The sequence below is a fragment of the Lelliottia jeotgali genome (assembly GCF_977070485.1).
In genome coordinates, this window is the sequence record NZ_CDRVFO010000005.1 from 262,098 (window position 1) to 286,035 (window position 23,938).

The window sequence follows — 23,938 nt, forward strand, 5'->3', positions numbered from 1 at the left end:
GATGAGATCGTTCAAGCGTATTGCACTGCTGTGTGGCGTGGGCTTGCTGATGGCGCCTGTGGCCTGGGCCGAGAACTGGCAGGTGGCCAAGGACGAGGAGGGGATCAAGGTCTCTCTCAGTGAAGTGCCGGGTTCCAAGTACAAGGCCTACCGTGGTGTGACCTTGATCAAGGCGCCTTTGGCCAAGGTGCAGGCATTGCAGGAAGACGTGGCAGGCGCGTGCACCTGGATACATGAGTGCAAGTCTCAGAAGCTGCTCAAGCATGAAGGTGATCAGAGCTGGACCTACACCCAGTTCAACACGCCTTGGCCGGTAACGCCGCGCGATTCGGTGTTGCACGTCACGACCGTCGAAAGCGCCGATGGCAGCCTGACGCGTAACCTCAAAGAGGAGCCGACCTATATACCCGAAGAGAAGGGCTTTGTACGGGTGGCGAAAGTCGAAGGCTTCTGGAAGTTGGTGCCCAAGGGGGGCAGTACAGAAGTGACCTATCAGGTACACACTGAGCCGGGTGGTAGTGTGCCAGCCATGGTGGCCAACAAGTTTGTAGTAGATGCGCCGTTCAATACCCTGAAAAGCTTGCGCGAGCGGGCAGAGAAGAACTGAAGCCAGCAAGGGACAAGGCAATAAAAAAGGCTGCCCGAGGGCAGCCTTTTGCGTTCGGCTTCAAAAGCTTACTTGCGGTCCTTCAGCTCAACGATGTCACGCTGCAGCTCGCCGGTATACAGCTGGCGCGGGCGGCCAATCTTGTACGGGCTGGAGAGCATTTCTTTCCAGTGCGAGATCCAGCCCACGGTACGTGCCAGGGCGAAGATCACGGTGAACATGCTGGTTGGGATGCCGATCGCCTTCAGGATAATGCCTGAGTAGAAGTCGACGTTCGGGTACAGCGAGCGCTCGATGAAGTACGGATCGGTGAGCGCGATCTCTTCCAGGCGCATCGCCAGTTCCAGCTGCGGGTCGTTCTTGATGCCGAGTTCGCCCAGGACTTCGTCGCAGGTTTTCTTCATCACGGTGGCGCGCGGATCGCGGTTCTTGTACACGCGGTGACCGAAGCCCATCAGCTTGAACGGGTCGTTCTTGTCCTTGGCCTTGGCGATGTACTTGTCGATGTTGGAAACATCGCCAATTTCATCGAGCATGGTCAGCACGGCTTCGTTCGCACCGCCGTGGGCAGGGCCCCACAGTGCGGCGATACCGGCGGCGATACAGGCGAACGGGTTGGCACCCGAAGAGCCGGCCAGGCGGACGGTGGAGGTGGAGGCGTTCTGCTCGTGATCGGCATGGAGGATGAAGATCTTGTCCATTGCCTTGGCCAGTACCGGGCTGATCGGTTTGATCTCGCACGGGGTGTTGAACATCATGTGCAGGAAGTTTTCCGCGTACGACAGGTCGTTGCGCGGGTACATCATCGGCTGGCCCATGGAGTACTTGTAAACCATCGCGGCCAGGGTCGGCATCTTGGCGACCAGGCGCACCGCGGAAATTTCGCGGTGTTGCGGGTTATTGATGTCCAGGGAGTCGTGGTAGAACGCCGACAGGGCGCCGACCACGCCGCACATTACGGCCATGGGGTGGGCGTCGCGGCGGAAACCGTTGAAGAAGGACTTCAGCTGCTCATGAACCATGGTGTGGTTCTTGACGGTGCTGACGAACTGGGCCTTCTGCTCGGCATTGGGCAGTTCGCCGTTGAGCAGCAGGTAGCAGGTTTCCAGGTAGTCCGATTGCTCGGCGAGTTGTTCGATGGGGTAGCCGCGGTGCAGCAGCACGCCCTTGTCGCCGTCGATATAGGTGATCTTCGACTCGCACGAAGCGGTCGCCATGAAACCAGGGTCGAAGGTGAAGTGACCAGTGGCCCCCAACCCGCGGACGTCGATTACATCAGGACCAACGGTGCCGGTTAAAATGGGCAGCTCGACGGGGGCAGCGCCCTCGATGACCAACTGCGCTTTTTTGTCAGCCATGTGGCCTCCTATTAATGCTTGAAATCATCAGACAGACCCCCCACGCAGGGCCCGCACCACTATAGAGAAGTAAATTCGAATGTCAATTTGCCTAAAGGCTGGTTGAAACCCGCTCTGGGGCCTGATTTTTCGCGAAATTCTCGCCCATTTACGCCTTTTGCTCGCTAAAGGCAATGCGCTATTTGGGCTACCCCGTCACGTTGTCATAAGCAGCCTAACTGTCTATACTCGGCACCCGACCGCCAGGGGCTTGCAAGCCCGAACTGCTGGGGGTCGCCGTTCCCTGGGTGGTGGGTACCTGACCAGTACACTTACCAACAACTTTGCCCTGATTCGCTAGGGGCTCTTCAGTGTGAAAAAAGCCGTGAAAAGCCAACGACCTGTAAACCTAGACCTAAGGACCATCAAGCTCCCTGTCACAGCGTACACGTCCATCCTGCACCGTATCTCCGGCGTCATCCTGTTCCTCGGCCTTGCCATCATGCTTTATGCACTGGGCAAGTCGCTGGGTTCCGAGGAAGGCTTCGGTGAGGTGAAGGCGTGTCTGACCAGCCCGCTGGCCAAGTTCGTGACCTGGGGCCTGCTATCCGCCCTGCTTTATCACCTCGTGGCAGGTGTGCGTCACCTGATCATGGACATGGGTATCGGTGAGACGCTGGAAGGCGGCAAGCTGGGCTCGAAAATCGTGATCGTCATCTCCGTGGTGCTGATCGTTCTGGTGGGAGTTTGGGTATGGTAACCAATGTCACGAACCTGTCGCGTTCGGGCCTCTATGACTGGATGGCGCAGCGCGTCTCGGCGGTCGTTCTCGCGGCTTACTTTCTCTTCCTGATCGGCTACGTGGTCGCCCACCCAGGCATCGACTACACCCAGTGGCATGGTCTGTTCTCCAATAACGCGATGCGGATCTTCAGTCTGCTGGCCCTCGTTGCCCTGGGCGCTCACGCCTGGGTCGGCATGTGGACCATTGCAACCGACTACCTGACGCCAATGTCGTTCGGCAAGTCGGCAACTGCGATTCGTTTCCTGTTCCAGGCGGTATGCGGCGTTGCGATGTTCGCTTACTTCGTCTGGGGTGTGCAGATTCTCTGGGGTATCTGATCCATGGCTAGCATTCCAACCATTTCCTTCGACGCCATCATCATCGGTGGCGGCGGCGCCGGCATGCGCGCAGCGCTGCAGCTGGCCCAGGGCGGTCACAAGACTGCCGTGGTCACCAAGGTCTTCCCGACCCGTTCGCACACTGTTTCCGCCCAGGGCGGCATCACCTGCGCCATCGCTTCGGCCGACCCGAACGACGACTGGCGCTGGCACATGTACGATACCGTCAAAGGTTCCGACTACATCGGTGACCAGGACGCTATCGAATACATGTGCCAGGAAGGCCCTGCTGCGGTCTTCGAGCTGGACCACATGGGCCTGCCGTTCTCGCGTACCGAAACCGGTCGTATCTATCAGCGTCCGTTCGGCGGCCAGTCCAAGGACTTCGGCAAGGGCGGCCAGGCTGCGCGTACCTGTGCTGCTTCCGACCGTACCGGCCACGCACTGCTGCACACCCTCTATCAGGGCAACCTGAAAGCGGGCACCACCTTCCTGAACGAGTACTACGCTGTTGATCTGGTGAAAAACCAGGACGGCGCGTTCGTGGGTGTGATCGCGATCTGCATCGAAACCGGCGAAACCCTGTACATCAAGTCCAAGGCCACCGTATTGGCCACTGGCGGTGCGGGCCGTATCTACGCCTCGACCACCAACGCCCTGATCAACACCGGTGACGGCGTCGGCATGGCCCTGCGTGCCGGTGTGCCGGTGCAGGACATCGAGATGTGGCAGTTCCACCCGACCGGCATCGCCGGCGCTGGTGTACTGGTTACCGAGGGTTGCCGCGGTGAGGGTGGCTACCTGATCAACGCCCACGGCGAGCGTTTCATGGAGCGTTATGCTCCGAACGCCAAAGACCTGGCCGGCCGCGACGTGGTCGCCCGTTCCATGGTCAAAGAGATCATCGCTGGCAACGGCGTGGGCCCGAACAAGGACCACGTACTGCTGAAGCTGGACCACCTGGGCGAGGAAGTGCTGCACAGCCGCCTGCCAGGCATCTGCGAACTGTCCAAGACCTTCGCTCACGTCGACCCGGTTGTAGCGCCGGTGCCGGTCGTGCCGACCTGCCACTACATGATGGGTGGTGTTGCCACCAACATCCATGGCCAGGCCATCACCATGGACGCCGAAGGCAAGGACCACATCATTCCGGGCTTGTTCGCCGTGGGTGAAGTGGCGTGCGTATCGGTTCACGGTGCCAACCGCCTGGGCGGTAACTCGCTGCTCGACCTGGTCGTATTCGGCCGCGCCGCCGGCCTGCACCTGGAGAAGGCGCTGAGCGAAGGCGTCGAGTACCGCGATGCCAGCGATACCGATGTCGACGTCGCCCTGAACCGCCTGAACAAGCTCAACGAGCGTACCACTGGCGAAGACGTTGCAAGCCTCAAGCGTGAGCTGCAAAGCTGCATGCAGAACTACTTCGGTGTATTCCGTACTGGCGAATACATGCAGAAGGGTATCGAGCAGCTGGCTGGTCTGCGTGACCGCATCGCCAACGTGAAGATCAACGACAAGTCCCAGGCCTTCAACACCGCGCGTATCGAAGCGCTGGAGCTGCAGAACCTGTTGGAAGTCGCCGAAGCTACCGCCATCGCGGCCGAAGCCCGTAAAGAGTCCCGCGGCGCTCACGCCCGTGAAGACTTCGAAGACCGTGACGACGAAAACTGGCTGTGCCACACCCTGTACTACCCGGGTGAGAAGCGCGTGGCCAAGCGTGGCGTCAACTTTGCGCCGAAGACTGTTCCAGCCTTCGAACCAAAAGTCCGGACTTATTGAGGGTGACTGCTATGTTGAAAGTCGAAGTTTATCGCTACAACCCGGATACCGACTCGGCGCCCAAGATGGAGTCGTTCGACGTCGATACCGGCGGCAAAGACCTGATGGTGCTGGACGTGCTGGCGCTGATCAAGGAGAAGGACGAGGGCTTCTCGTACCGTCGCTCCTGCCGTGAAGGCGTTTGCGGTTCCGATGGCATGAACATGAACGGCAAGAACGGCCTGGCCTGCATCACGCCGCTTTCCGGTGTGGTCAAGGGTAACAAGCTGGTTCTGCGCCCGCTGCCTGGCCTGCCGGTCATTCGTGACCTGGTCGTCGATATGAGCATCTTCTACAAGCAGTACGAGAAGGTGAAGCCATTCCTGCAGAACGACACGCCGGCCCCGGCCATCGAGCGTCTGCAGTCGCCGGAAGATCGCGACAAGCTGGACGGTCTGTACGAGTGCATCCTGTGCGCTTGCTGCTCGACTTCCTGCCCATCGTTCTGGTGGAACCCGGACAAGTTCCTGGGCCCCGCCGCCTTGCTGCAGGCCTATCGCTTCCTGGCCGACAGCCGTGACACCAAGACCCAGGAGCGCCTGGCGTCCCTGGATGACCCGTTCAGCGTCTTCCGCTGCCGCGGGATCATGAACTGCGTCAACGTTTGCCCTAAGGGTCTGAACCCGACCAAGGCAATCGGCCACGTACGTAACATGCTGCTGCAAAGCGGCACCTGATTCAAAGCGTTGTAACTGCAGTAAGCCGAGGTGCGGGTGGTGAACCCGCACTGAGGTAAAACCTGAGCAAGGGCCCAAAAAGCCCGCGCTCGATACCTATGAAGATATGAGACCAGCAGGGGCTTTCCGGGCTGGTACCCGGAAAATCAGCAGGATCCAAGTGGCGTGGTTCAGTCGCTGTGTTCGGACTTTTCCAGGTTTGCTGTGGCTCTCGCCGATCAGTCCCCTAACCGAGGGTGACCAAGCATGCAAGAAAGCGTGATGCAGCGCATGTGGGAAAGCGCCCACCTTTCAGGTGGTAACGCTGCATATGTGGAAGAGCTCTACGAACTCTACCTGCACGACCCTAACGCTGTGCCAGAAGAGTGGCGCACTTACTTCCAGAAGTTGCCCGCCGACGGCAGCACCGCTACCGATGTATCGCACTCGACAATCCGCGACCATTTCGTACTGCTGGCAAAGAACCAGCGCCGCGCCCAACCGGTATCTGCCGGGAGCGTGAGCAGTGAACACGAGAAGAAGCAGGTTGAAGTTCTGCGACTGATCCAGGCCTATCGTATGCGCGGCCATCAGGCTGCCAAGCTCGACCCCTTGGGGTTGTGGCAGCGCCCTGCGCCCGTAGACCTGTCGATCAATCACTACGGCTTGACCAATGCCGATCTTGATACGACCTTCCGTGCCGGCGACCTGTACATCGGCAAAGAGGAAGCGAGCCTACGCGAGATCGTCGAGGCGCTCCAGAAGACATATTGTCGCACCATTGGCGCCGAGTTCACCCACATCGTCGATTCCGAGCAGCGCAGCTGGTTCCAGCAGCGCCTGGAAAGCGTGCGCGGCCGTCCGGACTTCTCCGCCGACGTGCAGGCCCACCTGCTTGAGCGCGTGACGGCCGGTGAAGGTCTCGAGAAGTACCTGGGCACCAAGTACCCGGGGACCAAACGTTTCGGCCTTGAGGGTGGCGAAAGCCTGATCCCGATGCTGGACGAAATGATCCAGCGGTCCGGCTCCTACGGCACCAAGGAAGTCGTGATCGGCATGGCCCACCGCGGCCGTCTGAACGTGCTGGTCAACACCTTCGGCAAGAACCCGCGCGAGCTGTTCGACGAGTTCGAAGGCAAGAAGATGAACGAGCTGGGCTCCGGTGACGTGAAGTATCACCAGGGCTTCTCCTCGAACGTGATGACCACCGGTGGCGAAGTTCACCTGGCCATGGCGTTCAACCCGTCACACCTGGAAATCGTCTCCCCGGTGGTCGAAGGTTCGGTGCGCGCCCGTCAGGACCGCCGCAACGATACCGCCGGCGACAAGGTGCTGCCGATCTCGATCCACGGTGACGCTGCCTTCGCAGGCCAGGGCGTGGTCATGGAAACCTTCCAGATGTCGCAGACCCGCGGTTTCAAGACCGGCGGTACCGTGCACATCGTGATCAACAACCAGGTTGGTTTCACCATCAGCAACCCGCTGGACTCGCGTTCCACCGAGTACGCCACCGACGTTGCCAAGATGATCCAGGCTCCGATCCTGCACGTGAACGGCGATGACCCGGAAGCGGTGCTGTTCGTGACCCAGCTGGCCATCGATTACCGCATGCAGTTCAAGCGTGACGTGGTCATCGACCTGGTCTGCTACCGTCGTCGCGGCCACAACGAGGCCGACGAGCCCAACGGTACCCAGCCGCTGATGTATCAGCAGATCAGCAAGCAGCGCACCACCCGTGAGCTGTACGCCGAGGCGCTGATCCAGGCCGGTCGCATCGATGCCGAGCGCGCCCAGGCCAAGATCGACGAGTACCGCAATGCTCTGGACAACGGCCTGCACGTGGTCAAGAGCCTGGTCAAGGAGCCGAACCGCGAGCTGTTCGTCGACTGGCGTCCGTACCTGGGCCACGCCTGGACTGCGCGTCACGACACCCGTTTCGACCTCAAGACCCTGCAGGACCTGTCGGCCAAGCTCCTCGAGCTGCCGGAAGGCTTCGTCGTCCAGCGTCAGGTGTCGAAGATCTACGAAGACCGTCAGAAGATGCAGGCCGGTGGCTTGCCGATCAACTGGGGTTACGCAGAGACCATGGCGTACGCCACCCTGCAGTTCGAAGGTCACCCGATCCGCATGACTGGCCAGGACATCGGCCGTGGCACCTTCTCGCACCGCCACGCGGTGTTGCACAACCAGAAGGATGCCAGCACTTACGTGCCGCTGCAGAACCTGTTCCCGGGCCAGCCGCGCTTCGACCTGTACGACTCCTTCCTGTCGGAAGAAGCGGTACTGGCCTTCGAATACGGCTACTCGACCACCACGCCGAATGCGCTGGTGATCTGGGAAGCACAGTTCGGCGACTTCGCCAACGGTGCGCAGGTGGTGATCGACCAGTTCATCACCAGCGGTGAGCACAAGTGGGGCCGCCTGTGCGGTCTGACCATGCTGCTGCCGCACGGTTACGAAGGGCAGGGCCCGGAGCATTCCTCCGCGCGTCTGGAGCGTTACCTGCAGCTGTGCGCCGAGCACAACATCCAGGTCTGCGTACCGACCACCCCAGCTCAGATCTACCACCTGCTGCGTCGTCAGGTCATCCGTCCGCTGCGCAAGCCGCTGATCGTGCTGACGCCCAAGTCGCTGCTGCGCCACAAGCTGGCCGTCTCGACCCTGGAGGACCTTGCAGAAGGTTCGTTCCAGACCGTGATCCCGGAAATCGACACCCTGGATCCTGCGAAGGTCGAACGCCTGGTGCTGTGTGGTGGCAAGGTCTATTACGACCTGCTGGAAAAACGCCGTGCCGAAGGCCGCGAAGACATCGCTATCGTGCGTATCGAGCAGTTGTACCCGTTCCCGGAAGACGACCTGGTCGACATCCTGGCGCCGTACACCAACCTCAAGCATGCCGTCTGGTGTCAGGAAGAGCCGATGAACCAGGGCGCCTGGTACAGCAGCCAGCACCACATGCGCCGTATCCTGGGCCGCCACAACAAGGCGCTGGTCCTGGAATACGCCGGCCGCGACGCTTCCGCCGCGCCAGCCTGTGGTTACGCTTCGAAGCACGCCGAACAGCAGGAAAAACTGCTGCAAGACGCCTTCACTGTTTAACGCCTTCGCGCACCTGAAACCGAATTTAAGGAAACACTGATAATGGCTATCGAGATCAAAGCCCCAACCTTCCCGGAATCGGTTGCCGATGGCACCGTTGCCACCTGGCACAAGAAGCCGGGCGAAGCCGTCAAGCGTGACGAGCTGATCGTCGACATCGAGACCGACAAGGTCGTCCTGGAAGTACTGGCTACCGCCGATGGCGTTATGGGCGACATCGTCAAGGGCGAGGGCGATACCGTCCTGTCCGACGAAGTGTTGGGTTCGATCGTGGAAGGTGGTGCTGCTGCCGCCGCGCCTGCTGCCGCTCCGGCCGCGGCTGCTCCGGCCGCCGTTGCCGCCGACGCCGGCGAAGACGACCCGGTTGCCGCTCCAGCCGCGCGCAAGCTGGCTGAAGAGAACGGCATCGACCTGGCTACCGTTGCCGGTACCGGCAAAGGTGGCCGCGTCACCAAGGAAGACGTGGTTGCTGCAGTTGCCAACAAGAAGTCCGCACCTGCCGCTGCTCCGGCTGCCAAGCCTGCCGCTGCCGCACCGGTTGTGACCGCCGCTGGCGATCGCACCGAGAAGCGTGTGCCGATGACCCGCCTGCGTGCCAAGATCGCCGAGCGTCTGGTTGAAGCCCAGTCCAACATGGCGATGCTGACCACCTTCAACGAAGTCGACATGACCGAAGTCATGGCCCTGCGTTCGAAGTACAAGGACCTGTTCGAGAAGACCCATAACGGCGTGCGCCTGGGCTTCATGTCGTTCTTCGTCAAGGCCGCTACCGAAGCGCTGAAGCGTTTCCCTGCTGTCAACGCTTCGATCGACGGCAACGACATCGTCTACCACGGTTTTGCCGACGTCGGCGTTGCCGTCTCCAGCGACCGTGGCCTGGTGGTGCCTGTACTGCGCAACGCCGAATCGATGAGCCTGGCTGAAATCGAGAACGGCATCGCCACCTTCGGCAAGAAGGCCCGTGACGGCAAGCTGTCGATCGAAGAAATGACCGGCGGCACTTTCACCATCACCAACGGTGGTACCTTCGGCTCGATGATGTCGACCCCGATCGTCAACCCGCCGCAGGCCGCCATCCTCGGCATGCACAACATCATCCAGCGTCCGATGGCCATCAACGGCCAAGTGGTAATCCGCCCGATGATGTACCTGGCGCTGTCGTACGATCACCGCCTGATCGACGGCAAGGAAGCGGTAACCTTCCTGGTCACCATCAAGAACCTGCTGGAAGATCCGTCCCGCCTGCTGCTGGACATCTAATCGCGCAGCTGTAAGCTGCAAGCCGCAAGCTTCAAGCCGAAGCCTGCTGGACTTGCGGCTTGCAGCTTGCCGCTTGAAGCTAAAAAGGAATCTTTTATGACCCAGAAATTCGACGTAGTGGTGATTGGTGCAGGTCCTGGCGGTTATGTGGCTGCCATCAAGGCTGCCCAACTTGGTCTGAAGACTGCCTGTATCGAGAAGTACACCGACGCCGAGGGCAAGCTGGCCCTGGGTGGCACCTGCCTGAACGTAGGTTGCATTCCGTCCAAGGCGCTGCTGGACAGCTCCTGGAAGTACAAGGAAGCCAAAGAGAGCTTCAACGTCCACGGCATCTCCACTGGCGAAGTGAAGATGGACGTGGCCGCGATGGTTGGTCGCAAGGCTGGCATCGTCAAGAACCTGACCGGTGGCGTTGCCACCCTGTTCAAGGCCAATGGCGTCACTTCGATCCAGGGCCACGGCAAACTGCTGGCTGGCAAGAAAGTCGAAGTCACCAAGGCTGATGGCACCACTGAAATCATCGAAGCCGAGAACGTGATCCTGGCCTCCGGCTCGCGTCCGATCGACATTCCGCCGGCTCCGGTCGACCAGAACGTCATCGTCGACTCCACCGGCGCCCTGGAATTCCAGTCGGTTCCCAAGCGCCTGGGCGTGATCGGTGCCGGCGTGATCGGCCTGGAGCTGGGCTCGGTGTGGGCTCGCCTGGGTGCTGAAGTCACCGTCCTGGAAGCCCTGGACACCTTCCTGATGGCTGCTGACACCGCAGTCTCGAAAGAAGCCCAGAAGACCCTGACCAAGCAAGGCCTGGACATCAAGCTGGGCGCTCGCGTCACCGGCTCGAAAGTCAACGGCAACGAAGTCGAAGTGACCTACACCAACGCCGAAGGCGAGCAGAAGATCACCTTCGACAAGCTGATCGTCGCGGTCGGCCGTCGCCCGGTGACCACCGACCTGTTGGCCTCCGACAGCGGCGTGAACATCGACGAGCGTGGCTACATCTTCGTTGACGACCACTGCGCTACCAGCGTACCGGGCGTCTATGCCATCGGCGACGTTGTCCGCGGCATGATGCTGGCGCACAAGGCCTCGGAAGAGGGCATCATGGTCGTCGAGCGCATCAAGGGCCACAAGGCCCAGATGAACTACGACCTGATCCCTTCGGTTATCTACACCCACCCGGAAATCGCGTGGGTCGGCAAGACCGAACAAGCCTTGAAGGCCGAGGGTGTTGAGGTTAACGTAGGCACCTTCCCGTTCGCGGCCAGCGGCCGTGCGATGGCGGCCAACGACACCGGTGGTTTCGTCAAGGTCATCGCCGATGCCAAGACCGACCGCGTACTGGGTGTACACGTGATTGGCCCGTCGGCTGCCGAACTGGTTCAGCAGGGCGCGATCGCAATGGAATTCGGCACCAGTGCCGAGGATCTGGGCATGATGGTCTTCAGCCATCCAACCCTGTCCGAAGCGTTGCATGAAGCAGCGCTGGCAGTGAATGGCGGCGCCATTCACGTGGCCAACCGTAAGAAGCGTTAATTATAAGAAACCACGGCGGGCTGCCCGTCGTGAGTCTTGCGTGCATGACTCACCGCGGAACGTCCGCCGGACCGGATCACACGGGAAAACCCGGGATCAACGGTCACAGGTGGTGCGGCGCCAGTAATGGCGCAGCGCCGAAGCGCAGTACCTAACGAAGACGGTAAAAAGCATGAATCTTCACGAGTATCAGGGTAAGCAGCTGTTCGCTGAGTACGGCCTGCCAGTTTCCAAGGGTTTCGCTGTCGATACCCCTGAGCAAGCTGCAGAAGCCTGCGACAAGATCGGCGGTTCCGAGTGGGTTGTCAAAGCCCAGGTCCACGCTGGTGGTCGCGGTAAAGCGGGCGGCGTCAAGCTGGTTCGCAGCAAGGAAGACGCCAAGGCGTTCGCTGCACAGTGGTTGGGCAAGAATCTGGTTACCTACCAGACTGATGCCAACGGTCAACCCGTCTCCAAGATTCTGGTCGAATCCTGCACTGACATCGCCAAAGAGCTGTACCTGGGCGCTGTAGTGGATCGTTCGAGCCGCCGTATCGTGTTCATGGCGTCCACCGAAGGTGGCGTGGACATCGAGAAAGTCGCTCACGAAACGCCTGAGAAGATCCTCAAGGCTACCATCGACCCGCTGGTCGGCGCTCAGCCGTTCCAGGGTCGTGAACTGGCATTCCAGCTGGGCCTGGAAGGCAAGCAGGTTCAACAGTTCGCCAAGATCTTCGTTGGCCTGGCCAAGCTGTTCAAGGATCACGATCTGGCCCTGCTGGAAGTGAACCCGCTGGTGATCAAGGCCGACGGCGACCTGCACTGCCTCGATGCCAAGATCAACATCGACGCCAACGCCATGTACCGTCAGCCCAAGCTGAAGACCTTCCACGACCCGTCGCAGGACGACGCTCGTGAAGCCCACGCTGCCAAGTTCGAACTGAACTACGTTGCCCTGGAAGGCAACATCGGCTGCATGGTCAACGGTGCCGGCCTGGCCATGGGTACCATGGACATCGTCAACCTGCACGGCGGCAAGCCAGCCAACTTCCTCGACGTAGGCGGCGGTGCTACCAAAGAGCGCGTTACCGAAGCGTTCAAGATCATTCTGTCCGACAGCAATGTCGCGGCCGTACTGGTCAACATCTTCGGCGGCATCGTTCGCTGCGACATGATTGCCGAAGGCATCATCGGTGCAGTGAAAGAAGTCGGCGTCAAGGTTCCGGTCGTCGTTCGCCTTGAAGGCAACAACGCCGAACTGGGCGCAAAAGTACTGGCAGAAAGCGGTTTGAACATCATTGCGGCAACCAGCCTGACCGACGCTGCTCAACAAGTTGTCAAAGCTGCGGAGGGCAAGTAATGAGCGTCCTGATCAATAAAGACACCAAAGTCATCTGCCAGGGCTTCACCGGCTCGCAGGGTACTTTCCACTCCGAACAGGCCATTGCCTACGGCACCAAGATGGTCGGCGGCGTTACCCCGGGCAAGGGTGGCACCACCCACCTGGGCCTGCCGGTGTTCAACACCGTCAAGGAAGCCGTGGAAGCTACCGGCGCTGACGCTTCGGTGATCTACGTTCCGGCTCCGTTCTGCAAAGACTCGATCCTGGAAGCAGCCTTCGGTGGCATCAAGCTGATCGTCTGCATCACCGAAGGCATTCCTACCCTGGACATGCTGGATGCCAAGGTCAAGTGCGACGAGCTGGGCGTTACCCTGATCGGCCCTAACTGCCCAGGTGTCATCACTCCGGGCGAGTGCAAGATCGGCATCATGCCAGGCCACATCCACCTGCCAGGCAAGGTCGGTATCGTTTCGCGTTCCGGCACCCTGACCTACGAAGCGGTCAAGCAGACCACCGACGCCGGCTTCGGCCAGTCGACCTGCGTGGGCATCGGCGGCGACCCGATCCCAGGCTCGAACTTCATCGACATCCTGAAGCTGTTCCAGGAAGACCCGAAGACCGAAGCGATCGTCATGATCGGTGAGATCGGCGGTTCGGCTGAAGAAGAGGCTGCGGCCTACATCAAGGCCCATGTCACCAAGCCTGTCGTTTCCTACATCGCTGGTGTTACTGCACCTGCGGGCAAGCGCATGGGCCACGCTGGCGCCATCATTTCCGGCGGCAAGGGCACTGCGGACGAGAAGTTCGCCGCCCTGCAGGACGCTGGTGTGAAGACCGTGCGTTCCCTGGCTGACATCGGCAAGGCCCTGGCCGAGCTGACTGGCTGGGAAGCCAAGAAGTAAGTAACACGAAGTAATATGTAGTACCCCCACGCGCACAAAGGCCACCTTCGGGTGGCCTTTGTCGTTGTGCGGCTGTGAATACTGCGCCCACACCTTCGGAAAGTTCGATCACCCTGATCAGGATTTTCAACCAGACATTTGCTCGAATCAGCAATAAATTGTCGTCGAACACGGTCAACCAGACGACAAACATGTACGCACATCGGACAAGCAGCACTGTGCCAGTGCGTTTGCCGGGTAAAACGGTTAATCTACGCGTTCACTCTGTGCCCGTACCCCAAAAGGGAACGACACGCTAAACGGGTCTGGCCTATCAAGCCGGGCAGCATTTCCCTCACTCAAGGGGAAATCCCTTCTCGAATCCCGATTTCAGCAGTGTGGTACTACCCTAAATGAAAGTTTTAAAAGGCCAGGATATCCTGGCGCTTGGCTTTATGACGTTTGCGCTTTTTGTGGGCGCTGGCAATATCATCTTCCCGCCCATCGTCGGTCTGCAGTCCGGGCCGCATGTCTGGATGGCCGCTCTGGGCTTCCTGGTTACGGCTGTGGGCCTGCCGGTTATCACCGTGGTCGCACTGGCCAAGGTTGGTGGTGGCATGGATGCGCTCAGCAGCCCGATCGGCAAGTTCTTCGGTGGCCTGTTGGCGGCTGTGTGCTACCTGTCGGTCGGCCCGCTGTTCGCTACCCCGCGCACCGCAACCGTGTCGTTCGAAGTGGGTGTGGCACCGCTCACCGGCGAAAGCCCGTTGGCGTTGTTCCTCTACAGCCTGGTGTACTTCATCGTGGTACTGGCCGTGTCCATGTACCCGGGCAAGTTGCTCGATACCGTGGGCCGTTTCCTCGCGCCGCTGAAGATTATCGCCCTGGCGGTACTTGGCATCGCTGCGTTCGCGCTGCCTGCCGGCACCATTGGTGAAGCACAGCCTGCCTATGCAGCTGCGGCCTTCTCCAAGGGCTTCTCCGATGGCTACCTGACCATGGATACCCTGGGTGCGCTGGTCTTCGGTATCGTCATCGTCAATGCCATCCGTTCGCGGGGTGTCGAGTCGCCGAAGCTGATCACCCGCTATGCCATCATTGCCGGCCTGATTGCCGGTGTGGGCCTGGCGCTGGTGTACATCAGCCTGTTCCGGCTGGGGGCCAGCAGCCATGAGATCGCGGCTGGCGCCACCAACGGTGCAGCGGTATTGCACGCCTACGTACAGCACACCTTCGGTTCGCTTGGCAGCGGTTTCCTAGCGGTACTGATCGCGCTGGCCTGCCTGGTGACTGCCGTAGGCCTGACTTGCGCATGCGCCGAGTACTTCAGCCAGATCCTGCCGCTGTCGTACCGTGCACTGGTGGTGATCCTGGCAGGCTTCTCGCTGCTGATTTCCAACCTGGGCCTGACCAAGCTGATCATGTTCTCGATCCCGGTGCTGACTGCCATCTACCCACCGTGCATCGTGGTGGTAGGCCTGAGCTTCGTCAATGACCTGTGGAATTCGCCAACACGTATCATGGCGCCGGTCATGCTAGTGTCGCTGTTGTTCGGCATGGTTGATGCGATCAAGGGCAGCAGCATTGCCCACGTTTTGCCGGACTTCATGGCACACCTGCCGCTGAGCGATCAGGGCCTGGCCTGGCTGGTGCCGTCGGTGGTGACACTGATGGCGGCTGTGGCGTGCGACCGTATGCTTGGCAAGCCGCGTGAAGCGCTGGCCTGATAGGTTGACGCCTGCCGTTGGCACCGGCCACAAGCCGTAGGGTGTCCGCGAAGGCCGATACACCAAACCCCGCATCCACAAGGATGCGGGGTTTTTTATTGCGCCGATGTGCCTTTGCGTGCTCGCAGGCGTCGAAATGCGGTCCCTATCCTTGTCTGCCCTGGCCTTCGGGAAAACTGCATGAATTTCATCCAAAGCAACCTTCACAACGTGTTGGCCCTCTGCTGGTTCGCCCTTTGCTGGGGCGGCTATACCCGCTATGCCATCTGGAAGGGCCGCGACACTGCCTGCCTGGCCAGTGTGCTGCATCTGTATCGGGAAGACTGGATGCGCCGCATGCTGCTGCGCGACAACCGCATCGCCGATGCCAGTGTAATTGGCAATCTGGAGCGCAACGCGTCGTTCTTTGCCTCCAGTACCCTTATCATTCTGGCCGGCATCCTGACTGTTCTGGGGGCTTCGGACCGCGCCCTGTCGCTGCTGGCCGACCTGCCTCTGGTGCAGCAGGCCTCGCAAGGCATGTCGGAAATCAAGCTGCTTTGCCTGGCGATGGTGTTCGTCTATGCGTTCTTTACGTTCAGCTGGTGCATGCGCCAGTACAACTTCGCAGCAGTGCTGGTGGGGTCTGCGCCCATGATAGGCGAGCGCCTGGTCAGTGAGCTTGAGCGCAAGGCTTTCGCTTCGCGGGCGGCGAGGGTGTTGTCGCTGGCGGCCAATCAGTTCAACTTTGGCTTGCGTTCTTATTATTTCGGGATGGCCATGCTCACCTGGTTCATCAGCCCCTGGCTGTTCATGGTGGTGAGTGTTGGAGTGGTATTGATCCTGTATCGCCGGGAGTTCCACTCCGATGTGCTGGAAGTGATGGTGTTCACGCCAACCGAAAGTGCGCCTACCGAGACCAGCAAGGAAGGCATCAGTACAAACACGTGAAACGTTTAACCCATGGATGACAGGCATAAAAAAACCCGACAATGTCGGGTTTTTTGTGCGTCGCTATTACTGCTTGGCAGGCTCGGCCGGTGCAGTAGCCGGAGTTGCCGGAGCGGCTTCTTCAGCAGCCTTCTGCTCGGCTTCAGCCTGATCTTTGGCAGCTTCGGCGTTTTCCTCAGCGGCGTCGTTCATTTTATCCTGAGCTTCGCCCATTTTTTCCTGGGCTTGCTCGGCATGTTCCTGTGCGTCTTGGGCTTTGTCTTCGCTCGCTTTATCGCAAGCAGCCAGGCCCATGGCAGCAGCCAGCATCAGAGCAAAAGCAAATGGTTTACGCATTGGGTGTTTCTCCTTGGTGGAATAAGTGATTTGTTCCTTCGAGTTCGGTCATGCAGCAATAGTTCCGTATCAGTTACAGATATATAACACCGCATTCCGGATAGACTTTTATCACACTTATGCAGGTGTCGCAGGCGCCAGTGGCCGTGAAGAGGAGTGTACCGATGACCGACTCAAGCTTGATGGCCATGGCCGAGCGTTTCTTATCGGCATTGAAACATTGTCAAGTGTTGCAGATGCGCGTCGAGCATGCGGACGCCGATGGCATGACGCTGCTCTTGCCCTGGTCGCCAGCCATCGTCGGCAACCCGCAGACTGGCGCAGTGCATGGCGGTGCCCTGACCACGCTGATGGACACCACCTGCGGGATGGCCACGCTTTGCGTGCTGCCAAGCTTTGAGGTATGTCCAACGCTGGACCTTCGTATCGACTACATGCATCCGGCAGAGGCGGGAAAGCCCATCTATGGTCATGCCCAGTGCTATCGGGTCACCCGCGACGTGATCTTCACCCGTGGCATGGCCTATCAGGACGACCCCGCCCAGCCGATCTGCCAGGTTGTCGGTACCTTCATGCGCCTGGGGCAGGAGGTAAAGGGCGGCATCCGGTTCGGCAAGGGACTGAAGGAGGGAAGGGCATGATTCCACAAGACGTACGTCTACAGCTCAATGCGGCGCATGCCGTGGGCGATTACCAGCCATTGCTGGCGCTGATACCCTACGCAGGCCTGATCGGCATCACCTGCGAGCGCCAGGGCGATGACCTGCTGTTCCGCTTGCCGGCCAACCCGGACAACATCGGCAACCCGTTGCTGCCGGCCATCCATGGCGGCGTTATCGCCGGCTTCATGGAGCTTTCTGCCGCCTTGTATCTGCTGATCTACAGCGAGAGCGCCAGCATCCCCAAGATCATCGATTTCTCCATCGACTACCTGCGCGCCGGGCTTTTTCGCGACACCTATGCGCAATGCCAGCTTTGGCGCCAAGGCCGGCGGGTAACCAATGTGGCGATCACAGCTTGGCAGGGCGATCGGCAATCTCCGATCGCCACTGCCCGTGCGCATTTCAAGATTGAGCCGGAAAAGCCCTTGAAATCGTCGGGGCTGCCCCCATCTGCATGACATCCGCCGTTAATGCATGCCGATTCGGCTGCCGGCGCCCACTGCCATCAGATCGGAGTTTTGAAGACCATGAGTGTGGAAACACAAAAGGAAACCCTGGGCTTCCAGACCGAGGTAAAGCAGCTGCTGCACCTCATGATTCACTCGCTGTACTCGAACAAGGAAATCTTCCTGCGTGAGCTGATTTCCAACGCTTCCGACGCCGCCGACAAGCTGCGTTTCGAAGCCCTGGCCAAGCCAGAGCTGTTCGAAAACGACGCCGACCTGAAAATCCGCCTGAGCTTCGACAAGGACGCCGGTACCGTGACCCTCGAGGACAACGGCATCGGCATGAGCCGCGAAGACGTGATCACTCACCTGGGCACCATCGCCAAGTCCGGCACGGCCGACTTCATGAAGAACCTCACCGGTGACCAGAAGAAGGACTCGCACCTGATCGGCCAGTTCGGTGTGGGCTTCTACTCTGCCTTCATCGTGGCCGACAAAGTCGACGTGTTCAGCCGTCGCGCCGGCCAGCCGGCTGCCGAGGGTGTGCACTGGTCTTCCAAGGGCGAGGGCGACTTCGAAGTTTCCACCGTCGAAAAACCACAGCGCGGCACCCGTATCGTCCTGCACCTGAAGAAGGACGAGCAGGAGTTCGCCGATGGCTGGCGCCTGCGTAATGTGGTCAAGAAGTACTCCGATCACATTGCCCTGCCGATCCAGCTGCCCAAGGAGCAGGCGGCCGCCGAAGGTGAAGAGCAGCCGGCCGAAGAATGGGAAACCGTCAACCGCGCCAGTGCCCTGTGGACCCGCCCGCGCACCGAAATCAAGGACGAGGAATACCAGGAGTTCTACAAGCACATCGGTCACGACTTCGAAAACCCGCTGGCCTGGAGCCACAACAAGGTCGAAGGCAAGCTCGAATACAACTCGCTGCTGTACGTGCCGGCCCGCGCGCCGTTCGATCTGTACCAGCGTGAAGCGCCGCGCGGCCTGAAGCTGTATGTGCAGCGCGTGTTCATCATGGACCAGGCCGAGTCGTTCCTGCCGTTGTACCTGCGCTTCATCAAGGGTGTGGTCGACTCCAATGACCTGTCCCTGAACGTCTCCCGCGAGATCCTGCAAAAGGATCCGATCATCGACTCGATGAAAACGGCGCTGACCAAGCGTGTGCTGGACATGCTGGAGAAGCTGGCGAAGAACGAACCCGAGCAGTACAAGGGCTTCTGGAAGAACTTTGGTCAGGTGTTGAAGGAAGGCCCGGCCGAAGATTTCGCCAACAAGGAGAAGATCGCCGGTTTGCTGCGCTTTGCCTCCACCCATGACGAGAGCGGCGAGCAGAGCGTCTCCCTTGCCGATTACCTGGCGCGCGCCAAGGAAGGTCAGGACAAGATCTATTACCTCACCGGCGAGTCGTACGCGCACGTCAAGAACAGCCCGCACCTGGAAGTCTTCCGCAAGAAGGGCATCGAAGTACTGCTGCTGACCGATCGCATCGACGAGTGGCTGATGAGCTACCTCAACGAGTTCGACGGCAAGGCTTTCGTCGATGTTGCGCGTGGTGACCTGGACCTGGGCAAGCTGGACTCCGAAGAGGACAAGAAGGCCCAGGAAGAAGTCGCCAAGGAAAAAGAAGGCCTGGTTGAGCGCTTGAAATCTGCGCTGGGTGAGAGTGTCGCCGAAGTGCGTGTGTCGCACCGCCTGACCGATTCGCCGGCTATCCTGGCCATCGGTGAGCAGGACCTGGGCCTGCAGATGCGCCAGATCCTCGAAGCCAGCGGGCAGAAGGTGCCGGACTCCAAGCCGATCTTCGAATTCAACCCGACCCATCCGCTGATCGAAAAGCTGGACAACGAGCAGAGCGAAGACCGCTTTGCCGAACTGTCGCACATCCTCTTCGATCAGGCGGCCCTGGCGGCCGGTGACAGCTTGAAGGATCCGGCGGCGTACGTTCGTCGTCTGAACAAGCTGTTGGTCGAGCTGTCTGCTTGAGTTGATGCATCGATAAGCCCGCTTCGGCGGGCTTTTTTAATGGTGAATGCCCAAGGAGTGCTTGATGAGCAAGGTAATCGTCGAATCGCTGGTTTATCACCTGTCCGGCAAGGCCTATGAAAGCCGTCTGGTGTATGAGCCAGGTGCGCTGGGGCGACCGGGCCTGGTGATGGCGCCGAACTGGATGGGCATTGGCGAAGGTGCCGAGCGCATCGCCAAGGAAGTGGCCGAAAAAGGCTATGTGGTGCTGATTGCCGACCTGTACGGGCAATCGGTGCGTCCGTCCAATGCTGACGAAGCCGGGGCGGCGATGATGCCGTTGAAGAATGACCGTGGCGAATTGCGCAAGCGCATGAAGGAGGCGTTGGCGCAGCTGCTGGCGCAATCCAAGGCACTTCTGGCTCCCGGCAAGGTGGCCACGTTTGGCTTCTGCTTCGGCGGCTGCTGCGCCCTGGAGCTGGCCCGTACCGGTGCAGACCTGAAGGCTGCGGTGTCGTTCCATGGCACGCTGGATACCCCGAACCCTGAAGATGCCAAGCACATCAAGGGCTCGGTGCTGGTGCTGCACGGCGCATCCGACCCGCTGGTGCCGAGGGAGCAACTGCCGGCGTTCGAGGAAGAGATGAATGCGGCCAAGGTGGATTGGCAGCTGCTGAGCTATGGCGGCGCGGTGCATTCGTTCACCGACCCGAATGCCAATGTGCCGGGCAAGATGCAGTATGACCGCAGGACCTCGGAGCGGGCGTTCCGCTCGATGCACAATTTGCTCACCGAAGTGTTCCAGCGCTGACGGTGCAGTGGGGCTGCTACGCAGCCCATCGCTGGCAAGCCAGCTCCCACTTGAGGTGTTGCCCCCGAGAGCGGCGCGGTCCCGGTGGGAGCCGGCTTGCCGGCGAAGGGCCGCAAAGCGGCCCCACTTTAACGCGGTAGCTCGATCCGCGAAGTCTCCCCCGGCACCACCGGCCAATCGCCGGCAGCCCATTTCGCCCGGGCGTGTTCGATCAGTTGCGGGTCACTGGCCACAAAATTCCAGTTCATCCGCCGCGGCCCATCCAGCCGCTCGCCGCCGATCAATACCAATTCGCATTCACCCTCGGCATACAAGGCAATCTCTTCGCCCTCAGGCAGCACCACCAAGCTGCACGCCTCGACTTCCTCATCATTCAGCATCAGCTCGCCGTCGAGCAGATAGAGCGCCCGTTGCGCATGCTCATCAGGTACCACCAGCGTGGTCGCCGATTGCATCTGCACATGCGCGTAAAGGGTAGAGGAGAGGACTGGTACCGGCGATTCCAGGCAGAAACCGCTACCGGCAATCATGCAGATGCGTACCCCCAGGTTATCGCTCACTGGTAGGCTGGCCGCGGCGTGATGGCTATAGCTCGGTGCGCCTTGCTCGAGCGCGCGGGGCGACGCCAGCCACACCTGCAGCCCATGCAGGCGCGAACCGTGCGCCAACGCATCGGCCGGGGTGCGTTCGACATGCGCCACGCCGCTGCCGGCCGTCATCCAGCTCACATCGCCAGGCAACACGCGCTGATTCGAGCCCAGGCTGTCCTTGTGCAGGATTGCGCCTTCGAACAGGTAGGTCAGGGTCGACAGGCCGATATGCGGGTGCTGGCGAATATCCATGCCATGGCCCGGCGCATAGTCGGTTTCGAGCATGTGGTCGAAGAACACGAACGGGCCGACGCTGCGGCACTGCGCCGACGGCAGTGGGCGCAGGATCGGTTGGCCCTCGACCGACTCGGCACGCGGGCGGATCACCAATGGGCTGCTCATGCTGTGCTCCAGGCGGGGGAAAATAGCATCAGCATAGCGGTTTGCAGTGCACGGCTGAACCGCTGGCTTGGCCGCCAGGTCTACTCTGTTCATACACAGAGAAGGATGCTGCCCATGATCGCCAGAGCGCTGGCCTGCCTGCTGTTGTGCACAACGTTGTGCCAGGCGGCACAGGCGCGTGATTATCGCTACAGTGACGCCCACCTGCACTATGTGGACTTCTTTCAAGAGACCGAGGGTATGACTGCCCTAGTCAAGGCCATGGATGAAGCGGGTGTCGATCACTCGATGATTTCTGGCATTCCGGTGGCCAAGAAATGGCACGAGGATGAGCCCAAGCGGCCGCGCTATTACGCCGGCGACGATGCCGACGCCTACTGGTACAGCGCCACTGATACATACGTGGCGGCGGCGCTGCAGAAGCTGCCGGCAGAGCAGCGCAAGCGTTTTCATCCTTTCCTGACCGGTTTCAATCCGGTAGACAAGAATGCAGTCAGCCATATCGAACGCATGCTCGATCTCTATCCTGGTCTCTGGCAGGGCATAGGTGAGGTCTTTACCCGGCACGATGACCTTACTGCGCTCACCAGCGGTGATACGCCGCGCGCCAACAACGAGGCCATGACCCGTATCTATCACCTGGCAGCCGAACGCGACATGCCGGTGCTGCTGCATTCGAACATTACCTCCAAGCGTGAGCGCAACCCGCTTTACCTGGCCGAGATCGAGGAACCGCTGCGCAATCATCCGCATACCCGTTTCATCTGGGCGCATGCGGGCACGAGCATGGAGATTCATCGGCATCAGATGCAAATGGATTTTTTATTGCCGGTGCTGACGCGCTTGCTCAACGACTACCCGAACCTTTATATCGACTTGTCGTGGACTGTGCTCAAGCCCTACCTGCTGGATGACAAAGGTATGCCGCGCAAGGAGTGGCTGGCGCTGGTCGAGCGCTTCCCGCAGCGGTTCATGCTTGGGTCTGATGTGGTGGGCAAGTTTGGCAGCGTAGGGGAGCAGATGCACGGCTTCAAGCCGTTTCTGGATGCTTTGCCGGAGGGGGTGGCCAAGCAGGTGGCGCGGGACAACTTCCTGGCGGTCTTGCCCAAGGCTCGCTGACGGTCTGCCCGGAACTTTACGCGGCACAGGCAAACACAAAAGAAAACGCCCCGAACCAGTCGGGGCGTTTTCATTTACCGCATCAAGGCATTACTTGCCAGTCCAGCGCTTGAGCACCAGGGTGGCGTTGGTGCCGCCAAAGCCGAAGCTGTTGCTCATGACCGTATCGATCTTGGCGTTTTCTTCGGTTTTGCGCAGGATCGGCAGGTCAGCGACTTCCGGGTCCAGTTCGTCGATGTTGGCGGAGCCGGCGATGAAGTTGTTCTCCATCATCAGCAGGCAGTAGATCGCCTCGTGGACGCCAGCAGCACCCAGCGAGTGGCCCGACAGGCTCTTGGTCGAGCTGATCTTCGGTGCCTTGTCGCCGAACACGGCGCGAACACCTTTGATTTCGGCAACGTCGCCGACTGGAGTCGAGGTGCCGTGGGTGTTCAGGTAGTCGATCGGGGTGTCGACAGTGGCCAGTGCTTGCTGCATGCAGCGAATGGCACCTTCGCCGCTTGGGGCAACCATGTCGTAGCCATCGGACGTAGCGCCGTAGCCGACGATTTCGGCGTAGATCTTGGCGCCACGGGCGAGGGCGTGTTCCAGTTCCTCGACCACTACCATGCCGCCGCCGCCAGCGATGACGAAGCCATCACGGTCGGCGTCGTAAGCGCGCGAAGCCAGTTCCGGAGTATCGTTGCGCTTGGTCGACAAGGCGCCCATGGCATCGAACAGGAACGACTGGCTCCAGTGCTCTTCTTCACCGCCACCGGCGAAGACGATGTCCTGTTTGCCCCACTGGATCTGCTCCAGTGCGGTGCCGATGCAGTGTGCCGAGGTGGCGCAGGCCGACGAGATCGAGTAGTTCAGGCCCTTGATCTTGAACGGGGTGGCCAGGCAAGCCGAGACGGTGCTGCCCATGGTGCGGGTGACGCGGTACGGGCCGACACGCTTGACGCCTTTTTCACGCAGGGTGTCCAGAGCTTCCATCTGGTTCAGGGTCGAGGCGCCGCCGGAGCCAGCTACCAGGCCGGTACGCGGGTTGGAAACCTGCTCTTCGGTCAGGCCGGCGTCCTTGATCGCGTCCTGCATCGCCAGGTAGGCGTATGCCGCAGCGTGACCAACGAAGCGGTAGACCTTGCGGTCGATCAGTTCTTCGAGGTTGAGGTCGATGGAGCCGGAAACCTGGCTACGCAGCCCCTGTTCCTTGTATTCCGGGTTGTAACGGATACCCGGACGGCTGTTGCGCAGGTTTTCGGTGACGGTAGCTTTGTCATTGCCCAGGCACGATACGATGCCCAGACCAGTGATAACGACGCGGCGCATGCGAATAA

The 23,938-nt window shown here is 60.3% G+C and carries 21 protein-coding genes; 17 read left to right on the top strand and 4 right to left on the bottom strand.

Annotation, left to right across the window (positions count from 1 at the left end):
• Position 1 precedes the first annotated feature (1 nt).
• A complete protein-coding gene (locus ACW4TB_RS09950; RefSeq protein ID WP_279932646.1) occupies positions 2 to 607 on the top strand; it encodes an START domain-containing protein in 606 nt (201 codons plus the stop codon).
• Between the two features lie 68 nt (positions 608 to 675).
• Here ACW4TB_RS09950 and gltA read toward each other — a convergent pair whose 3' ends face one another.
• Positions 676 to 1,965 (bottom strand): citrate synthase, encoded by a 1,290-nt coding sequence (gene gltA, locus ACW4TB_RS09955; RefSeq protein ID WP_012315351.1) that lies wholly within the window; start codon positions 1,963 to 1,965, stop codon positions 676 to 678.
• Positions 1,966 to 2,317: 352 nt separating this feature from the next.
• On the opposite strand from gltA, the gene sdhC reads away from it, so the two are divergent.
• The 11 genes from sdhC to ACW4TB_RS10010 all read left to right on the top strand — a co-directional run bounded on the left by sdhC (position 2,318) and on the right by ACW4TB_RS10010 (position 16,288).
• Positions 2,318 to 2,704 (top strand): succinate dehydrogenase, cytochrome b556 subunit, encoded by a 387-nt coding sequence (gene sdhC, locus ACW4TB_RS09960; RefSeq protein WP_012315350.1) that lies wholly within the window; start codon positions 2,318 to 2,320, stop codon positions 2,702 to 2,704.
• Positions 2,698 to 3,066, top strand: a complete 369-nt coding sequence (gene sdhD / locus ACW4TB_RS09965) for a succinate dehydrogenase, hydrophobic membrane anchor protein (protein ID WP_003254214.1) — start codon at positions 2,698 to 2,700, stop codon at positions 3,064 to 3,066. Before sdhC ends, sdhD begins: the two co-directional genes overlap by 7 nt.
• Before the next feature lie 3 nt (positions 3,067 to 3,069).
• A complete protein-coding gene (gene sdhA / locus ACW4TB_RS09970) occupies positions 3,070 to 4,842 on the top strand; it encodes a succinate dehydrogenase flavoprotein subunit (RefSeq protein WP_012315349.1) in 1,773 nt (590 codons plus the stop codon).
• A gap of 11 nt (positions 4,843 to 4,853) precedes the next feature.
• Entirely contained in the window at positions 4,854 to 5,558 is a 705-nt protein-coding gene (locus tag ACW4TB_RS09975; protein WP_012315348.1) for a succinate dehydrogenase iron-sulfur subunit, read from the top strand.
• Between the two features lie 246 nt (positions 5,559 to 5,804).
• Entirely contained in the window at positions 5,805 to 8,636 is a 2,832-nt protein-coding gene (locus ACW4TB_RS09980; RefSeq protein ID WP_012315347.1) for a 2-oxoglutarate dehydrogenase E1 component, read from the top strand.
• Positions 8,637 to 8,675: 39 nt separating this feature from the next.
• The gene (odhB, locus tag ACW4TB_RS09985; protein WP_455842966.1) at positions 8,676 to 9,896 is read left to right on the top strand and encodes a 2-oxoglutarate dehydrogenase complex dihydrolipoyllysine-residue succinyltransferase; all 1,221 of its coding nucleotides are present in this window, start codon (positions 8,676 to 8,678) and stop codon (positions 9,894 to 9,896) included.
• Between the two features lie 96 nt (positions 9,897 to 9,992).
• On the top strand, positions 9,993 to 11,429 hold the full coding sequence (gene lpdA / locus ACW4TB_RS09990; RefSeq protein WP_039602469.1) for a dihydrolipoyl dehydrogenase: 1,437 nt from the start codon (positions 9,993 to 9,995) through the stop codon (positions 11,427 to 11,429).
• Positions 11,430 to 11,601: 172 nt separating this feature from the next.
• The gene (gene sucC / locus ACW4TB_RS09995; RefSeq protein WP_011534748.1) at positions 11,602 to 12,768 is read left to right on the top strand and encodes an ADP-forming succinate--CoA ligase subunit beta; all 1,167 of its coding nucleotides are present in this window, start codon (positions 11,602 to 11,604) and stop codon (positions 12,766 to 12,768) included.
• A complete protein-coding gene (gene sucD, locus ACW4TB_RS10000; protein WP_003254203.1) occupies positions 12,768 to 13,652 on the top strand; it encodes a succinate--CoA ligase subunit alpha in 885 nt (294 codons plus the stop codon). The genes sucC and sucD overlap by 1 nt, the downstream gene beginning before the upstream one ends.
• A 392-nt stretch (positions 13,653 to 14,044) precedes the next feature.
• On the top strand, positions 14,045 to 15,358 hold the full coding sequence (brnQ, locus tag ACW4TB_RS10005; protein WP_012315344.1) for a branched-chain amino acid transport system II carrier protein: 1,314 nt from the start codon (positions 14,045 to 14,047) through the stop codon (positions 15,356 to 15,358).
• 180 nt (positions 15,359 to 15,538) lie between these two features.
• Entirely contained in the window at positions 15,539 to 16,288 is a 750-nt protein-coding gene (locus ACW4TB_RS10010; RefSeq protein WP_012315343.1) for a DUF599 domain-containing protein, read from the top strand.
• A 66-nt stretch (positions 16,289 to 16,354) separates the two neighbouring features.
• On the opposite strand, the gene ACW4TB_RS10015 is transcribed toward ACW4TB_RS10010, so the two are convergent.
• Positions 16,355 to 16,624 carry a hypothetical protein gene (locus tag ACW4TB_RS10015; RefSeq protein ID WP_012315342.1) on the bottom strand — a complete coding sequence of 90 codons (270 nt, stop codon included), beginning with the start codon at positions 16,622 to 16,624 and terminating at the stop codon, positions 16,355 to 16,357.
• Between the two features lie 164 nt (positions 16,625 to 16,788).
• Here ACW4TB_RS10015 and ACW4TB_RS10020 point away from each other — a divergent pair, with 164 nt between their 5' ends.
• From ACW4TB_RS10020 to ACW4TB_RS10035, 4 genes are all read left to right on the top strand, one after another.
• The gene (locus ACW4TB_RS10020; RefSeq protein ID WP_254466162.1) at positions 16,789 to 17,265 is read left to right on the top strand and encodes a PaaI family thioesterase; all 477 of its coding nucleotides are present in this window, start codon (positions 16,789 to 16,791) and stop codon (positions 17,263 to 17,265) included.
• The gene (locus tag ACW4TB_RS10025; protein WP_012315340.1) at positions 17,262 to 17,744 is read left to right on the top strand and encodes a PaaI family thioesterase; all 483 of its coding nucleotides are present in this window, start codon (positions 17,262 to 17,264) and stop codon (positions 17,742 to 17,744) included. Before ACW4TB_RS10020 ends, ACW4TB_RS10025 begins: the two co-directional genes overlap by 4 nt.
• Before the next feature lie 69 nt (positions 17,745 to 17,813).
• Entirely contained in the window at positions 17,814 to 19,718 is a 1,905-nt protein-coding gene (gene htpG, locus ACW4TB_RS10030; RefSeq protein ID WP_279932658.1) for a molecular chaperone HtpG, read from the top strand.
• 64 nt (positions 19,719 to 19,782) lie between these two features.
• Positions 19,783 to 20,508 (top strand): dienelactone hydrolase family protein, encoded by a 726-nt coding sequence (locus ACW4TB_RS10035; RefSeq protein ID WP_279932660.1) that lies wholly within the window; start codon positions 19,783 to 19,785, stop codon positions 20,506 to 20,508.
• A gap of 128 nt (positions 20,509 to 20,636) precedes the next feature.
• Here ACW4TB_RS10035 and ACW4TB_RS10040 read toward each other — a convergent pair whose 3' ends face one another.
• Positions 20,637 to 21,500: a pirin family protein gene (locus ACW4TB_RS10040; RefSeq protein ID WP_279932662.1), complete on the bottom strand. Its 864-nt coding sequence runs from the start codon at positions 21,498 to 21,500 to the stop codon at positions 20,637 to 20,639.
• A gap of 114 nt (positions 21,501 to 21,614) precedes the next feature.
• Here ACW4TB_RS10040 and ACW4TB_RS10045 point away from each other — a divergent pair, with 114 nt between their 5' ends.
• Positions 21,615 to 22,619 (top strand): amidohydrolase family protein, encoded by a 1,005-nt coding sequence (locus ACW4TB_RS10045; RefSeq protein ID WP_254466159.1) that lies wholly within the window; start codon positions 21,615 to 21,617, stop codon positions 22,617 to 22,619.
• A 90-nt stretch (positions 22,620 to 22,709) separates the two neighbouring features.
• Here ACW4TB_RS10045 and fabB read toward each other — a convergent pair whose 3' ends face one another.
• Complete coding sequence (gene fabB / locus ACW4TB_RS10050) at positions 22,710 to 23,930, bottom strand: beta-ketoacyl-ACP synthase I (RefSeq protein WP_012315335.1); 1,221 nt, start codon at positions 23,928 to 23,930, stop codon at positions 22,710 to 22,712.
• Positions 23,931 to 23,938 lie beyond the last annotated feature (8 nt).

What these genes read in the sequence shown, in the direction of transcription:
- ACW4TB_RS10035 (WP_279932660.1), top strand. Translation starts at nt 19,783, where the DNA reads ATGAGCAAGGTAATCGTCGAATCGCTGGTTTATCACCTGTCCGGCAAG.
- ACW4TB_RS09975 (WP_012315348.1), top strand. Translation starts at nt 4,854, where the DNA reads ATGTTGAAAGTCGAAGTTTATCGCTACAACCCGGATACCGACTCGGCG.
- ACW4TB_RS09980 (WP_012315347.1), top strand. Translation starts at nt 5,805, where the DNA reads ATGCAAGAAAGCGTGATGCAGCGCATGTGGGAAAGCGCCCACCTTTCA.
- ACW4TB_RS10025 (WP_012315340.1), top strand. Translation starts at nt 17,262, where the DNA reads ATGATTCCACAAGACGTACGTCTACAGCTCAATGCGGCGCATGCCGTG.
- sdhD (WP_003254214.1), top strand. Translation starts at nt 2,698, where the DNA reads ATGGTAACCAATGTCACGAACCTGTCGCGTTCGGGCCTCTATGACTGG.
- brnQ (WP_012315344.1), top strand. Translation starts at nt 14,045, where the DNA reads ATGAAAGTTTTAAAAGGCCAGGATATCCTGGCGCTTGGCTTTATGACG.
- lpdA (WP_039602469.1), top strand. Translation starts at nt 9,993, where the DNA reads ATGACCCAGAAATTCGACGTAGTGGTGATTGGTGCAGGTCCTGGCGGT.
- sucC (WP_011534748.1), top strand. Translation starts at nt 11,602, where the DNA reads ATGAATCTTCACGAGTATCAGGGTAAGCAGCTGTTCGCTGAGTACGGC.
- ACW4TB_RS10045 (WP_254466159.1), top strand. Translation starts at nt 21,615, where the DNA reads ATGATCGCCAGAGCGCTGGCCTGCCTGCTGTTGTGCACAACGTTGTGC.
- fabB (WP_012315335.1), bottom strand. Translation starts at nt 23,930, where the DNA reads ATGCGCCGCGTCGTTATCACTGGTCTGGGCATCGTATCGTGCCTGGGC.
- ACW4TB_RS09950 (WP_279932646.1), top strand. Translation starts at nt 2, where the DNA reads ATGAGATCGTTCAAGCGTATTGCACTGCTGTGTGGCGTGGGCTTGCTG.
- ACW4TB_RS10020 (WP_254466162.1), top strand. Translation starts at nt 16,789, where the DNA reads ATGACCGACTCAAGCTTGATGGCCATGGCCGAGCGTTTCTTATCGGCA.
- sdhA (WP_012315349.1), top strand. Translation starts at nt 3,070, where the DNA reads ATGGCTAGCATTCCAACCATTTCCTTCGACGCCATCATCATCGGTGGC.
- ACW4TB_RS10040 (WP_279932662.1), bottom strand. Translation starts at nt 21,500, where the DNA reads ATGAGCAGCCCATTGGTGATCCGCCCGCGTGCCGAGTCGGTCGAGGGC.
- sucD (WP_003254203.1), top strand. Translation starts at nt 12,768, where the DNA reads ATGAGCGTCCTGATCAATAAAGACACCAAAGTCATCTGCCAGGGCTTC.
- gltA (WP_012315351.1), bottom strand. Translation starts at nt 1,965, where the DNA reads ATGGCTGACAAAAAAGCGCAGTTGGTCATCGAGGGCGCTGCCCCCGTC.
- htpG (WP_279932658.1), top strand. Translation starts at nt 17,814, where the DNA reads ATGAGTGTGGAAACACAAAAGGAAACCCTGGGCTTCCAGACCGAGGTA.
- ACW4TB_RS10015 (WP_012315342.1), bottom strand. Translation starts at nt 16,624, where the DNA reads ATGCGTAAACCATTTGCTTTTGCTCTGATGCTGGCTGCTGCCATGGGC.
- ACW4TB_RS10010 (WP_012315343.1), top strand. Translation starts at nt 15,539, where the DNA reads ATGAATTTCATCCAAAGCAACCTTCACAACGTGTTGGCCCTCTGCTGG.